We start from the raw sequence: 12,630 nt of genomic DNA on the forward strand, positions 1-12,630 counted from the left end.
ACGCAGCGTCGCGCGGTTGCTCAGTTCGGCTGCGGCCTCGCCTCCAGCGCGCTGAGCACGAAGGTGATCATTTCGTCGGGCGAGGGGCCGGGAATACACTCGCACTGCGTGATCAGCAGCGGGTGCATGAAGCGGATCATCGCGGTGCGGATGCATCCGGTCGCATGGGCCGGCTCCATCGGCCGGAATTCGCCGCGGGCGATGCCATCGGCGACGACCTGGCGCAGGACGACGTCGAAGCGCTCGATATGGGCGAGGATCGCGTCCCAGCTTTCCTCCATGGCCGCACAGACCATCTCCTGCATCCGGGCATGCCCGGCGAAACGGGCGGCGTTGAGACGGAAGGAGGTGGCGAGGATGTCGCGCAGCCGCTCGGTGGCGGGGCGATCCTCGACGGCGATGGTGGCGATCGCTTCTTCCTGCTCGCGCTTGTAACGCTCGAGCACGGCTTCGTTGATCGACTTCTTGGAGTCGAAGAAGCGATAGACATTCGCGGGGCTCATCCGCAGGGACTTCGCTATGTCCGCGACGGTCGTCTTCTGATACCCGATATCGCGAAAGAAGCGTTCGGCGGTGTCGACGATGATTTGCTTGGTATCGCGTTCGGAATGACTCACGGCGGCGCCGGCTTGTTTATATTTCAACGAATGCGGTGAAGAATTGATCCTTATGACGAATTTCGTCATTCGTCAACATAATGGCGAATAAAGACTTTTGCCTTGATGCATATCAATTCCGATCCGAAACACGTCCTGACAAGCACTGCCAGTCCCGTCAACCAATGATCCGCGGCGCCGGAAGTTCCCCGGCTCATGATGCCGTTGGCCGCGATTTGGCGATATCCGTCAATGTATCGATGTCGAGATGGCGCTCCAGATGGCCAGCAAGCGCATCCAGCGTCTTTTCGACCGCATCGTCGTAGTTCAGGGACGACGGCAGATCGCGGCCGGCAACGCGAGCGAGCCAGGCGCCGCGCACTGCGTCGGAAGCAAAGACGCCATGCAGATAGCTGCCGGCGATGCGGCCATCCGGGCTGGCAGCGCCCTCCGTCCGTCCATCGACGATAAACGGCGCGCGCGAGGTGTCGCCGCCCTCGGTGCGTCCGAGATGTATTTCGTAGGCCCATCCCCGCGCACCGCTGGCGGCGTCGCCGAACTCGACCTCGCGGACCGTCTTCTCGGCGTCGAGGCTGGTTTCGACGTCGAGCAGGCCCAGGCCTTGCGCCTCTCCGGCCGGGCCTTCCAGCCCCAGCGGGTCGCGCACCACGCGCCCGAGCATCTGATAGCCGCCGCACAGCCCCAGCACATGCCCGCCGCGCCGGCGATGGGCGAGGATGTCGATATCCCAGCCCTCGCGCCGCAGCGCCGCGAGGTCGCGCAGGGTCGTCTTGGAGCCCGGCAGGATGACGAGGTCGGCATCTCCCGGCAGGGCCTGGCCGGGGCCGATCATCGCGAGGTCGACCTCGCTTTCCAGCTTGAGCGGGTCGAGATCGTCGAAATTGGCGATGCCCGGCAGCACGGGCACGGCGATCTTCAATCGGGCTCCCGTCTTGCGCCCCGAACGGATGTCGAGCCCGTCCTCGGCAGGCAATCGTGTGGCCTCCGCGAACCAGGGGATGACACCCAGCGAGGGCCAGCCCGTGGCCTTTGCGATGGTCTCGACTCCCGGGCCGAACAGCCCGACATCGCCCCGGAAGCGGTTGATCGCGAAGCCGCGAATCATCGCCCGGTCGGCCGGGTCGAGCACGGCATGGGTGCCGATGAGGCTCGCGATCACGCCGCCGCGGTCGATGTCGCCGATCAGCACGGCCGGCACGTTCGCCGCGCGCGCGAAGCCGAGATTGGCGATGTCGCGGGCGCGCAGATTGGTTTCGGCCGGGGAGCCCGCGCCTTCGACGATGAGGAGGTCGGCCTGCTCGCCGAGGCGCTCGAAACTCTCGAGGACGCGCGGCAGGAAATCGCCGCGCCGCGCGAAATCGCGGGAGCTCAGCCGGCCGGCGACGCGGCCCTGAAGGATGATCTGGCTGCCCTGCTCGCCCTCCGGCTTCAGCAGGACGGGGTTCATGTCCGGATGCGGCGCGACGCGCGCAGCCCGGGCCTGCAGCGCCTGCGCCCGGCCGATCTCGCCATCGGCGGTGGCGGCGGCGTTGTTCGACATGTTCTGCGGCTTGAACGGACGCGCGCGCAGTCCGCGATCGGAGAAGAGCCGGCAGAGCCCTGCGACGATCAGCGACTTGCCGACATTGGAGCCGGTGCCGAGGATCATGATGGCCGGGGTGGGCGAGCGGGACATCGCCCTGCTTAGCGCGGTTATCCCTCGCGCGAAAAGCCGTCGAGCCGGACAACCCGCATGCAATGGAAGCGCTGAAATGTGGTGCTGTCTGTCGGAACGGCGCGGGAGCTGGCGGCGCCTCCGAAGGGCACCACGATCCTGACAAGGTTCGCCGGTCCACTGCGGCATCCTGCTGCGCCAAAGGGGCGAAGTCGCAACAGGGTTCCGCCGAGGACCGGCTGACAATCAATAGACACTGACCGATGACGAATGTCAACATTCATCAGTCGGCAGTTTTCGAGAACCTTTCCCGCCGGGGCGCGCCCGGATGCGCTCGGGCAAACGGCATGGTAAAGCCGGCTTCCCTCTCTGCTCTCGCCGGCCTTTGCGATGAATCCGATCTTCTCCGCTCTTCCGACCACCGTCTTCGAGGCGATGTCGCAGCTCGCGCGCGAAACCGGCGCGGTCAATCTCGGGCAGGGCTTCCCCGATGATCCCGGCCCGGAGGATGTGCGGCGCAAGGCCGCGGACGCGGTCATGGATGGCTGGAACCAGTATCCGCCGATGATGGGCCTGCCCGAGCTGCGTCAGGCGGCGGCTACGCATTACAAGCGCTGGCAGGGCCTCGATCTCGATCCGAACAGCGAGATCATGGTGACCTCGGGCGCGACCGAGGCGATCGCCGGCGCGCTGATGGCCTTGGTGACGCCCGGCGACGAGGTCGTGCTGTTCGAGCCGATGTACGATGCCTATTTGCCGCTGGTGCGGCGCGCCGGGGGCATCCCGAAATTCGTGACGCTGACGCCGCCGCATTTCGGGCTGACGGAGGAGGCGCTGGCCAAGGCCTTCTCGCCGAAGACGAAGGTGGTGCTGTTCAACAACCCGCTCAATCCGACGGCCACGATTTTCAGCGAGGCCGATCTCGATCTTCTCGCCGATTTCTGTGTCCGGCACGATGCGATCGCGATCTGCGACGAGGTCTGGGAGCACGTCGTGTTTGACGGGCACCGCCACGCCTCGTTGCTCGGCCGGCCGGACATGCGCGAGCGCACCGTCAAGATCTCGTCGGCGGGCAAGATCTTCTCGCTGACCGGCTGGAAGGTCGGGCTCGTCATGGCCGCGCCGGCGGTCATGCGCGTCCTGGCCAAGGCCCATCAGTACATCACTTTCACCACCCCGCCGAACCTGCAGGCGGCGGTGGCTTACGGGTTGGGCAAGGCGGACGGCTACTTCGAAGACATGCGCGCCGATTTCCAGCGCTCACGCGACCGTTTCGCCACGGGCCTGCGCGATCTCGGCTTCGCGGTGCTGCCGAGCGCGGGGACCTATTTCCTCAATGTCGACATCGCCCCGCTCGGCGAGAGCGACGACGCCGATTTCTGCCGGCGCCTCGTCACCGAAAGCGGCGTCGCGGCGATCCCTGTGAGCGCGTTCTATGCCGAGGGGGCCGTGAAGAGCGTCGTGCGCTTCTGCTTCGCCAAGCGCGATGCGACGCTCGATGCGGCGCTGGAGAGGCTGGCGGGCCGTCGCCCGCGCTGAAGCAGGCCGTCGCCGGCCTTCAGGCGCCGAGCAGCCTGGTTGCGACCGCACCGGCGGCGACGAGTCGCTTTTGCAGGTCGGCGGCGACCGAATCGCTGCCGGCCGACTGGCGCGCCGTCTCCGCCGCCGTCATCAGCTGGGCCAGCGCCTTCTGGGCGAGCTCCTTGTCCTTGTTGCGTCGTGCCAGCTGCAGCATGGCCTCGGCCTGATTGGCGAGACTGCGCGCCCAGAGCAGGGGCGCGCACTCCTGCCGGCGCTCTTCCAGCGCGGCGGCAAAAGCCGCGATCGCCTCTTCGATCACCACCGGTTCGCTGTAACGCTCGCCCATGGCGGCCAGCACGCTGCCCATCTGGTCCTGAAGCTCGGCCCAGCGCAGCGGCTCGCGGCTGCGTTCGGTCGCCATGGAAACCCGGTTGAGGCCGTTGAAGGCGCGTTCCAGCAGGGAAAGATCGTTCCGGCGCCGCCCGAGCGTCGCGCGGGCCCGCGAGATCATGTGCTCGGCTTCGAGCCAGCGCGTCTCGTCGTCGGCGCGGCTCCAGGTGGTCAGCACGCTGGCATAGGTGGCGATCGCCTCTTCGAGAAGCTCGTCGTCCTTCTGCGCGACCCCAAGTGTCACCGCGAGGCGGCCCAGCCGCAGCTTCAGCGCGCGCCAGAGCGGCGGCGCCTCGTCCCGGCCGAGATATTCGATGCCGGCGCGGCAATGGCCGAGCGCGACGGCGAGCAGTTTTGCTTCGCCGGTGAGAGCGGCGAGGCCTTCCAGTGCCGCTGCCAGCGATTCCTCGGCACCGGCGAAGGCGACGGTATCCGCCAGGGTGTCCAGCCCGTCGAGCAGGCGGCGCAAGGCGTCGATGGCAGCATCGTAGCCGTCGCGGCCGCCGAAATCCTCGCTGATGCGGGCCAGCGCCTTTGCCTGAGCCAGCGCCGCGGCCCGGCTGTGGTCGACATCGGCGAGACCGATCAGGGCGGAGGCTTCGCCATAGCGGGCGGCGGCCTCGCGATAGCCGTCCGAGGTGGTGCGCAGGAAGCTGAGCGCCGCCCGGTCGGCGCGGTTCTCGCCGATCAGCAGCCGGCGCTCGAGCGGCAATGTCGAGAGGTCGGTCGAGCCGCCGATGGCATGAAGCTCGGCCTGCGCCAGGGCCTTGTCGGCATCGGCGAGGCGGCCAGCAGCGATGGCGCCGCCTGCCGCAGCACGCAGGCGCTGGATCTCTTCGTCGCCGACCGGCAGCGCCAGACGTTCGGCCAAGGCGAGGAAGTCGGCCGATTTGCGATCGAGCAAGGCCTCGGTGGGCGAGGTCGAGCCGGGGCGGCGCAGCCAATCCGCGATCATCGCCGCCAGCGCCACCGGCGGGAGGCCTTGGCGTCCGGCGACGCGCGCCAGAAGCGGGGCGATCTCGTCGGACTGGCTGATGGGTGCCTCCCGCTCCGGCCCGGCTTAAAGCATTTTCGAGCGAAGAGGATACAGGTTCGCGTTAAGAAAATGCGATAAAACAGGGAGATGGAGCATTCCGCGCTTCGAAGGCGCGCGGAATGCTCTCGATGCTTACTTCGCGGCGATGACCGCGATCTCGACCGTGAACTGCGGCGCGGCCAGCTTGGCCTCGACCGTGGCGCGACCCGGGGTCTGGCCGGCGACGATCCACTTGTCCCAGACGGCGTTCATCTCGGCGAAGGTCGACATGTCCGAGAGCCAGATATTGACCATCAGCAGCTTCGTCTTGTCGGTGCCGGCCTCAGCCAGGAGCCCGTCGATGATGCCGAGGATGTCGGCGGTCTGCTCGCCCACGCTCTTGCCGGCAGCCTTGTCCGCGACCTGGCCGGCCAGATAGACGGTGTCGCCATGCACCACGGCCTTGGACATGCGCGGGCCGACGCCGATACGCTGAATGCTCATAATATAATCTCCTTGGACGAACGCCTTCGCTGGTAGCCCGGCCCGGCCGGTTTCGCAAATGATAAGGCGACTAGGCCAGGCTCGCCCAGCCGGCCCAGAGCGCCGCATAGCGGCCGGCCTTGCCGAGCACGACGAGGACCAGGAAGCGTGCGAACGGATAGTTCAGCGTGCCGGCGACGAAGGTCAGCGGGTCGCCGACGACCGGCAGCCAGGAGAACAGCAGCGACGGCCAGCCGAAGCGGGTGAAGAAGTTTTGGGCCTGGGCGAAGCGGGCTGGATCCGGCCGCAGGCGAGCCGGCAGCTTATCGACCCCGTGGCGCGCGATCAGCCGCCCCAGCCACCAGTTGACGATCGAGCCGGCCGTGTTCGCCAGGCTCGCGGTCAGGAAAAGCGCGAACGGGTCCACGCTCTTCGCCGCGAGCAGCCCGACGAAGACGGCTTCCGACTGTGCGGGCAGCAACGTCGCCGCGACGAAGGCCGCAGCGGCCATCAGGCCGAGAGAGGAAATATCAAGGTTCTCCAGCACCGCCAGGGGTTCCTATCGCGCCGAGTGGGCTGGCCGGGGCATCAGTCCAGCATCGCGGCAAGCGCATTGACGGTGTTGGCGTTGCGCAGCGTGCCGATGCCGAGTTTCTTCGTCGTCAGATGCGAAAGCAGCTTCGCCTCGTTCGGTTCGCCGCCGAAATCGATCCAGAGATCGCCATCCGCGAGGGCGAGGCCGATGTCGGGCGTGGAGAACCCGCCGAGCATGGATAAAGCCTCCGGACCGAGCGGCTTTCGCATGACGCGGATGCCGATCTCCGCGCCTTTCCTGTCCGGGAAGGGATTTTGGGCGGCAAGCTGCCGCCAGGCCTGCCCCGTGCGCAGGATGATATCGACATGCTTGCCGAAACGGGAGCGGAAGCCGTCCTCCATTCGGCTTTCGATCTCCGCCAAAGGGGCATCGTCGCCCTCGAAGATCAGATTGCCGGTGGCGACCCAGCTGCGCGGATCGCCAAAGCCGAGCGCCGCCGTCATGGCCTTCAGTTCCGCCATCGCCACTCGCTTGCCCGGGCCGAGCACGATCGAGTGCAGGAGGGCGACATAAGTCGTCATGCCCGCTTCTGCCGCGCTACAAGCGCCGCAGGGCGACCTGCTGGATGCGATGGCTGGCGCCCTTGGTCAGGATCAGGCTGGCGCGCTGGCGCGTCGGCAGGATGTTCTCCTGCAGGTTCGGCAGGTTGATGCCGGTCCAGAGCTTCTCGGCGATGGAGAGCGCCTCTTCCTCGCCGATCTCCGCATATTTGCGGAAGAAGGAGCGGGGATCGCGGAACGCGGTCTGGCGCAGCGTCATGAAGCGGTTGACGTACCAGCGATGCAGATCGTGCTCGTCGGCGTCGAGATAGACCGAGAAGTCGAAATAGTCGGAAACGAAGGGGATGGCCGTGCCGTCCTTCGGCATCCGGCTCGGTTGCAGCACGTTCAGCCCTTCGAGGATCAGGATGTCCGGCCGCTCGACCGTCACCGTCTCGCCGGGCATGACGTCGTAGACGAGGTGCGAATAGACCGGCGCCTTCACCTGCGGCTTGCCGGCCTTGACGTCGGAGAGGAAGCGCAGGATCGCCGAGCCGTCATAGCTCTCCGGGAAGCCCTTGCGCTGCATCAGCCCGCGCCGTTCGAGCTCGGCATTCGGCAGCAGGAAGCCGTCGGTGGTGACCAGCTCGACCTTCGGCGTGTTCGGCCAGCGCGAGAGCAGCGCCTTCAGCACGCGCGCCGTGGTCGACTTGCCGACCGCGACCGAGCCGGCGACGCCGATGACATAGGGCACCTTGACCTCGGATTCGGCGATCAGGAAGCGCTGCGTCGCCTTGAACAACCCCTGCGTCGCCGCGACATAGAGCGAGAGCAGGCGCGACAGCGGCAGGTAGATCGCCACGATCTCGTCGAGGGAGATCGGGTCGTTGATCGACTGCAGCTTGGTCAGGTCGTCGACCGAGAGCGTCAGCGGGGCGTCAGCGCGCAGATGCGCCCATTCATCCCGCGAGAACAGGCGATAGGGCGAGACCAGATCGCGTTCGGGCGTGGTTGAGATGAGGCGCTGGTCCATGACGCGACCCGCAATCCAGGCTTCGAGATTCAAGGGAGGGTCATCCTGGCGGGTCCATCCTCGCGATAGTCGATCAACGGGCAAATTACCCGCGTCTGGCCGCCTTTTCCGCCAGTCCGGAGCGGGCCGTGCGGGCTTCAAGCTGGCTCAAGACGTCTTGCAATGCAACATCGCGCGCCTTGAGCACGACCAAAAGATGATAAAGCACGTCCGCGCTCTCGGCGATCAGCTCGGCGCGATCGCCCTTCACGGCGGCGATCACGGCCTCGATCGCCTCCTCGCCGAACTTCTTGGCGGCGCGTTCGGGGCCTGCCGCCAGCAGCTTCGCCGTCCAGGATTCCTCGGGCGATGCGGCGGCGCGCTCGGCGATGCGGGCTTCGAGATCGGAGAGGGTGAAGCCGCTCATCTCAGACGAGCCTCATCCTGAGCCCGGCATCCGCCATATGCGCCTTGGCCTGCTGAATCGTGTAGGTGCCGAAATGGAAGATCGATGCCGCGAGCACGGCCGAGGCATGGCCCTCGCTGACGCCGGCGACGAGATCGTCGAGATCGCCGACGCCGCCCGAGGCGATGACGGGCACCGGGACCGCGTCCGCAATCGAGCAGGTCAGGCCGAGATCGTAACCGGATTTCGTGCCGTCCCGATCCATCGAGGTGACCAGAAGCTCGCCCGCTCCCAGCGATACGACCTCGCGGGCGAAGGCGACGGCCTCGATGCCGGTGGCGTTGCGCCCGCCATGGGTGAATATCTCCCAGCGGCCCGGCGAGACCTGCTTGGCGTCGATGGCGACGACGATGCACTGGCCGCCGAACTTCTCGGCCGCGTCCTTGACGAATTGCCGGTTGGTGACGGCGGCGGTGTTGATCGAGACCTTGTCGGCGCCGGCGAGCAGCAGCGCGCGGATGTCCTCGACCTTGCGCACGCCGCCCCCGACGGTAAGCGGCATGAAGCAGGCTTCCGCCGTGCGCGTCACGACGTCGAAGAGGATGCCGCGGTCCTCATGGCTCGCGGTGATGTCGAGGAAGCAGAGTTCGTCGGCCCCGGCCGCGTCATAGGCCTTGGCGGCCTCGACCGGATCGCCGGCATCGACGAGATCGAGGAACTTCACGCCCTTGACGACGCGGCCGTCCTTGACGTCGAGGCAGGGGATGATGCGGGTCTTCAGGGTCATCGGCGGCAACGCTGTCCTGCGGGCGCAGGACCGATTGATCGCAACCGGCAAGCCTGCTCTGCTGGCGGGGACTGATAGCAGTCCAAAGAGGGGAGTTCCATGGCTATTGCATCGATGATTCGGCAGGCCGGCGTCGCGCTCGGCTTGGTTTTCGCGGCCACGGTCGCGACGGGCGCGCAGGCTCAGACGAGCCTGCTCGACGCCGTCCAGAGCCGCGGCGCGCTGCAGATCTGCACCACCGGCGACTACAAGCCCTTCACCCTGGCGAAGGACGGCTCCTTCGAGGGCATCGACATCGAGCTGGCGAAATCGCTCGCCAAGGCGCTCGGTGTCGAGGCGAAGTTCGTCCAGACCAAATGGGCCGATCTGCTGACCGATATGGGCTCGGGCAAATGCGACGTCGCCATGGGCGGCATCTCGGTGACGCTCGACCGGCAGAAGAAGGTGTTCTTCTCGGCGCCCTATCTCGTCAACGGCAAGGCGCCGATCGTGCGCTGCGCCGACAAGGGCAAGTTCCAGACGGTCGCCGACATCGACAAGCCGGAGACGCGCGTCATCGTCAATCCGGGCGGCACCAACGAGCGCTTCGTGCGCGCCAACTTCAAGCAGGCCAAGATCGAGGTCTATCCCGACAACGTCACGATCTTCGACCAGATCCTCGCCGGCAAGGCCGATTTGATGATCGCCGAGTCGATCGAGGTGAAGGTCCAGGAGAAGGCCAAGCCCGGCCTCTGCGCCGTCAATCCCGACGAACCGCTGCAATATGGCGAGATGGGCTACATGCTCCCGCGCGGCGACGCGACCTTCAAGGCCTTCGTAGACCAATGGCTCCACCTCGCCAGGGCGACGGGCGAATTCGCTGGGATATACAACCAGTTCGTGCGGTAATTTGTAACCATCCACCGTCATTCCGGGGCGGCCCGAAGGGCCGAGCCCGGAATCCATGAACACGACGGTTCAGGGCAAAGCGAAAAGCGATACCGACAGCCTTCATCGGTAGCGATGGTGTTCATGGGTTCCGGGCTCAAGCGCTGCGCGCTTGCCCCGGAATGACGATGAGGTTCCAGAGAAGGACGATCAGGCCGCGAGCCGCTTCAGCGCCGCCCCCGGATCGATGCGGCCGTCATAGAGCGCGCGTCCCGTGATCGCGCCTTCGAGGATCGCGGCGTCGGGAGCACAGAGCCGCTCGATATCGGCCATCGAGGCCAGGCCGCCCGAGGCGATGACCGGGATGGACACGGCCTTCGCCAGCGCGATCGTGCCGTCCCAGTTGATGCCCTGGAGCATGCCGTCGCGGGCGATGTCGGTGTAGATGATCGCGGCGACGCCGGCATCCTCGAAGCGCTTGCCGAGATCGGCCGCAGCCAATGTCGAGGTTTCAGCCCAGCCTTCCACAGCCACGAAGCCGTCGCGCGCATCGATGCCGACCGCGACCTGCCCCGGAAATTCCTTCGCCGCTTCGCGCACGAAGCCGGGATCGCGCACCGCCGCCGTGCCGATGATGACGCGGCGGATGCCCTTCTCCAGCCAGCCCGCGACCGTCTTCATGTCGCGGATGCCGCCGCCGAGCTGCACCGGGAAGGCGACGCGGGCGAGGATCGCCTCGACCGCCGTCGCATTCATCGGCTTGCCGGCGAAGGCGCCGTCGAGATCGACGACATGCAGCCACTGGAAGCCTTGCGCTTCGAAGGCGGCGGCCTGCGCGGCTGGATCATCGTTGAAGATGGTGGCCTGCGCCATGTCGCCCTGCTTCAGCCGGACGCAGCGGCCTTCCTTCAGGTCGATCGCGGGAAAGAGGATCATGGCGCCCAGCTCAGGAAATTGGCGATGAGCTTCAGCCCCAGGGTCTGGCTCTTTTCGGGGTGGAACTGCGTGCCGGCGACGTTGCCATGCGCCACCATCGCCGTCACCGGCCCGCCATGCTCGGTCAAGGCCAGTACGTCCTGCGCGCGCTCGGGAACCAGCGCATAGGAGTGCACGAAATAGGCGTGCAACCCCTGCGGGCCGGTCTCGATGCCGTCGAGCAGCGGGTGCTCGTCCTGCTTGTGAAGGGTGTTCCAGCCCATATGCGGAATCTTCAGGCTGTCGTCGTCGATCTCGATCAGCGCGACATCGCCCGGAATCCAGCCGAGTCCCGGCGTGATCGTGTATTCCAGCCCGCGCGAGGCAAGGAGCTGCATGCCGACGCAGATGCCGAGGAAGGGCCGGCCCTTGGCCCGCACCACCTCTTCCAGCGTCTCGACCATGCCGGGCACGGCATCGAGCCCGCGCCGGCAATCGGCGAAGGCGCCGACGCCCGGCAGTACGATCCGGTCGGCCGCGCGCACGATGGCGGTATCGCTGGTGACGTGGATGGTCGAGGCGATGCCGCTCTCCTGCGCCGCCCGTTCGAAGGCCTTGGCAGCGGAATGCAGATTGCCCGAGCCGTAGTCGATGATCGCGACGCTCTGGCTCATCGCCCCCTTGCCTCCGGGAACAGGCCGATGATCGGCAGCGGCCCGCTCGGGCGTGACACCATCGCGGGAGGCGCGGTCTCGGCGCGGGGCGGCGCGGCCTCGCCGGCCAGCGCCCGCTCGAAATAGCGACGCTCGGCTTCCGGCAGGCTGCGCGCCTCGACGACGTCGGCGAGACGCCAGCCGTTCCGCGTGAGCTTGCGCACGACGAGGTTGTTGCCCTCGATGCCGAGGAACAGTGCGGTCGACCAGTAGATCAGCGAGAGCGCGCTGGGATGCAGGCCAAGGCGGCTGCGCAGGTAGAACAGCGCGCCCCAGATCAGCACGAAGAGCAGGGTCACCAGCCACAGCCGCTTGCCGAGGAGCCAGAGGCCCGTCAGCAGGAAGGCCGCCCAGGAGAAGCTCTCGGGGATGAGTCTGGCCTGCTCGATCTCCTCGCGCCGGCCGCCCGCGACGGGCGGCGGTGTCATGACGGTATAGAACGCCACGGCCGCCTCCTACAAAGCGCCCTTGGTGGAGGGAATGCGGTCGCCCTCGCGCGGATCGACCTCAAGCGCCTGCCTCAGCGCCCGTGCGAGCCCTTTGAAGCAGCTCTCGGCGATGTGGTGGGCGTTGTCGCCGTAGAGCGTCTCGACATGCAGGGTGATGCCGGCGTTGATCGCGAAGGCCTGGAAGAACTCGCGCACCAATTCGGTGTCGAACGAGCCGATCTTCTGCACCTTGAACTCGGTCCTGAACACAAGGAAGGGCCGGCCGGAGACGTCGATCGCGACGCGCGTCAGCGTCTCGTCCATCGGCAGATGCACGTCGGCGTAGCGGCGGATGCCCTTCTTGGAGCCGAGCGCCTGCTTCAGCGCCTCGCCCATGGCGATGCCGGCATCCTCGACCGAATGGTGGTCGTCGATATGGGTGTCGCCCTTCACCGCGACCTTGAGGTCAACAAGGGAATGGCGGGCGAACAGATCGAGCATATGGTCGAAGAAGCCGACGCCTGTGGCGATCTCGGCCTTGCCGGTGCCGTCGATCGTGAGCGAAACCGCGATATCGGTCTCGTTGGTGCGGCGCTTCACTTCGCCCGAACGCATGCTGGCCTCTCAGGGCTGGCTGGAAAACGGTTTCGCTTTAGCAGGGGCGGGCGGGGATGGCCACAGGCAGCGCAGGAACCTCCGCCGTCATCCCGGGCGCAGCGAAGCGGAGACCCGGGATCCATACCAGAGC

15 protein-coding genes are annotated in these 12,630 nt (G+C 66.8%); 2 read left to right on the plus strand and 13 right to left on the minus strand.

Features of this window, described 5'->3' with window-relative positions:
* Nucleotides 1–20 precede the first annotated feature (20 nt).
* Both NWE53_RS19695 and NWE53_RS19700 read right to left on the minus strand, forming a co-directional pair.
* Nucleotides 21–617 (minus strand): TetR/AcrR family transcriptional regulator, encoded by a 597-nt coding sequence (locus NWE53_RS19695; protein ID WP_265051051.1) that lies wholly within the window; start codon nucleotides 615–617, stop codon nucleotides 21–23.
* A 193-nt stretch (nucleotides 618–810) separates the two neighbouring features.
* On the minus strand, nucleotides 811–2,292 hold the full coding sequence (locus NWE53_RS19700) for a cobyric acid synthase (RefSeq protein ID WP_265051052.1): 1,482 nt from the start codon (nucleotides 2,290–2,292) through the stop codon (nucleotides 811–813).
* 369 nt (nucleotides 2,293–2,661) lie between these two features.
* On the opposite strand from NWE53_RS19700, the gene NWE53_RS19705 reads away from it, so the two are divergent.
* Nucleotides 2,662–3,810: an aminotransferase gene (locus NWE53_RS19705; RefSeq protein ID WP_265051053.1), complete on the plus strand. Its 1,149-nt coding sequence runs from the start codon at nucleotides 2,662–2,664 to the stop codon at nucleotides 3,808–3,810.
* Nucleotides 3,811–3,829: 19 nt separating this feature from the next.
* Here NWE53_RS19705 and NWE53_RS19710 read toward each other — a convergent pair whose 3' ends face one another.
* The 7 genes from NWE53_RS19710 to hisF all read right to left on the minus strand — a co-directional run bounded on the left by NWE53_RS19710 (nucleotide 3,830) and on the right by hisF (nucleotide 8,959).
* Nucleotides 3,830–5,137 carry a hypothetical protein gene (locus NWE53_RS19710; protein ID WP_265051054.1) on the minus strand — a complete coding sequence of 436 codons (1,308 nt, stop codon included), beginning with the start codon at nucleotides 5,135–5,137 and terminating at the stop codon, nucleotides 3,830–3,832.
* 213 nt (nucleotides 5,138–5,350) lie between these two features.
* Nucleotides 5,351–5,701 carry a RidA family protein gene (locus tag NWE53_RS19715; RefSeq protein WP_056800272.1) on the minus strand — a complete coding sequence of 117 codons (351 nt, stop codon included), beginning with the start codon at nucleotides 5,699–5,701 and terminating at the stop codon, nucleotides 5,351–5,353.
* Nucleotides 5,702–5,771: 70 nt separating this feature from the next.
* On the minus strand, nucleotides 5,772–6,227 hold the full coding sequence (locus NWE53_RS19720) for a YqaA family protein (protein WP_320109522.1): 456 nt from the start codon (nucleotides 6,225–6,227) through the stop codon (nucleotides 5,772–5,774).
* A gap of 41 nt (nucleotides 6,228–6,268) precedes the next feature.
* Nucleotides 6,269–6,796, minus strand: coding sequence for a DUF1697 domain-containing protein (locus tag NWE53_RS19725; RefSeq protein ID WP_265051055.1), 528 nt, complete (start codon nucleotides 6,794–6,796; stop codon nucleotides 6,269–6,271).
* 16 nt (nucleotides 6,797–6,812) lie between these two features.
* A complete protein-coding gene (coaA, locus tag NWE53_RS19730) occupies nucleotides 6,813–7,787 on the minus strand; it encodes a type I pantothenate kinase (protein ID WP_265054957.1) in 975 nt (324 codons plus the stop codon).
* 85 nt (nucleotides 7,788–7,872) lie between these two features.
* Nucleotides 7,873–8,193 (minus strand): phosphoribosyl-ATP diphosphatase, encoded by a 321-nt coding sequence (locus NWE53_RS19735; RefSeq protein ID WP_265051056.1) that lies wholly within the window; start codon nucleotides 8,191–8,193, stop codon nucleotides 7,873–7,875.
* Nucleotide 8,194: 1 nt separating this feature from the next.
* A complete protein-coding gene (hisF, locus tag NWE53_RS19740) occupies nucleotides 8,195–8,959 on the minus strand; it encodes an imidazole glycerol phosphate synthase subunit HisF (RefSeq protein ID WP_265051057.1) in 765 nt (254 codons plus the stop codon).
* Nucleotides 8,960–9,058: 99 nt separating this feature from the next.
* Here hisF and NWE53_RS19745 point away from each other — a divergent pair, with 99 nt between their 5' ends.
* On the plus strand, nucleotides 9,059–9,847 hold the full coding sequence (locus NWE53_RS19745) for a transporter substrate-binding domain-containing protein (protein WP_265051058.1): 789 nt from the start codon (nucleotides 9,059–9,061) through the stop codon (nucleotides 9,845–9,847).
* A gap of 189 nt (nucleotides 9,848–10,036) precedes the next feature.
* Here NWE53_RS19745 and hisA read toward each other — a convergent pair whose 3' ends face one another.
* The 4 genes from hisA to hisB are packed head-to-tail and all read right to left on the minus strand — an operon-like array spanning nucleotide 10,037 to nucleotide 12,497.
* A complete protein-coding gene (gene hisA, locus NWE53_RS19750) occupies nucleotides 10,037–10,771 on the minus strand; it encodes a 1-(5-phosphoribosyl)-5-[(5-phosphoribosylamino)methylideneamino]imidazole-4-carboxamide isomerase (protein ID WP_265054958.1) in 735 nt (244 codons plus the stop codon).
* Nucleotides 10,759–11,415, minus strand: a complete 657-nt coding sequence (gene hisH, locus NWE53_RS19755; protein WP_265051059.1) for an imidazole glycerol phosphate synthase subunit HisH — start codon at nucleotides 11,413–11,415, stop codon at nucleotides 10,759–10,761. The genes hisA and hisH overlap by 13 nt, the downstream gene beginning before the upstream one ends.
* The gene (locus NWE53_RS19760) at nucleotides 11,412–11,900 is read right to left on the minus strand and encodes a DUF2628 domain-containing protein (protein WP_265051060.1); all 489 of its coding nucleotides are present in this window, start codon (nucleotides 11,898–11,900) and stop codon (nucleotides 11,412–11,414) included. The genes hisH and NWE53_RS19760 overlap by 4 nt, the downstream gene beginning before the upstream one ends.
* Before the next feature lie 9 nt (nucleotides 11,901–11,909).
* Nucleotides 11,910–12,497 (minus strand): imidazoleglycerol-phosphate dehydratase HisB, encoded by a 588-nt coding sequence (gene hisB, locus NWE53_RS19765; RefSeq protein ID WP_265051061.1) that lies wholly within the window; start codon nucleotides 12,495–12,497, stop codon nucleotides 11,910–11,912.
* Nucleotides 12,498–12,630: the final 133 nt, after the last annotated feature.

The sequence above is a fragment of the Bosea sp. NBC_00550 genome (genome assembly GCF_026020075.1).
GTDB lineage: Bacteria > Pseudomonadota > Alphaproteobacteria > Rhizobiales > Beijerinckiaceae > Allobosea.

What these genes read in the sequence shown, in the direction of transcription:
- NWE53_RS19700 (WP_265051052.1), bottom strand. Translation starts at nt 2,292, where the DNA reads ATGTCCCGCTCGCCCACCCCGGCCATCATGATCCTCGGCACCGGCTCC.
- NWE53_RS19705 (WP_265051053.1), top strand. Translation starts at nt 2,662, where the DNA reads ATGAATCCGATCTTCTCCGCTCTTCCGACCACCGTCTTCGAGGCGATG.
- NWE53_RS19710 (WP_265051054.1), bottom strand. Translation starts at nt 5,137, where the DNA reads ATGATCGCGGATTGGCTGCGCCGCCCCGGCTCGACCTCGCCCACCGAG.
- NWE53_RS19715 (WP_056800272.1), bottom strand. Translation starts at nt 5,701, where the DNA reads ATGAGCATTCAGCGTATCGGCGTCGGCCCGCGCATGTCCAAGGCCGTG.
- NWE53_RS19725 (WP_265051055.1), bottom strand. Translation starts at nt 6,796, where the DNA reads ATGACGACTTATGTCGCCCTCCTGCACTCGATCGTGCTCGGCCCGGGC.
- coaA (WP_265054957.1), bottom strand. Translation starts at nt 7,787, where the DNA reads ATGGACCAGCGCCTCATCTCAACCACGCCCGAACGCGATCTGGTCTCG.
- NWE53_RS19735 (WP_265051056.1), bottom strand. Translation starts at nt 8,193, where the DNA reads ATGAGCGGCTTCACCCTCTCCGATCTCGAAGCCCGCATCGCCGAGCGC.
- hisF (WP_265051057.1), bottom strand. Translation starts at nt 8,959, where the DNA reads ATGACCCTGAAGACCCGCATCATCCCCTGCCTCGACGTCAAGGACGGC.
- NWE53_RS19745 (WP_265051058.1), top strand. Translation starts at nt 9,059, where the DNA reads ATGGCTATTGCATCGATGATTCGGCAGGCCGGCGTCGCGCTCGGCTTG.
- hisH (WP_265051059.1), bottom strand. Translation starts at nt 11,415, where the DNA reads ATGAGCCAGAGCGTCGCGATCATCGACTACGGCTCGGGCAATCTGCAT.
- hisB (WP_265051061.1), bottom strand. Translation starts at nt 12,497, where the DNA reads ATGCGTTCGGGCGAAGTGAAGCGCCGCACCAACGAGACCGATATCGCG.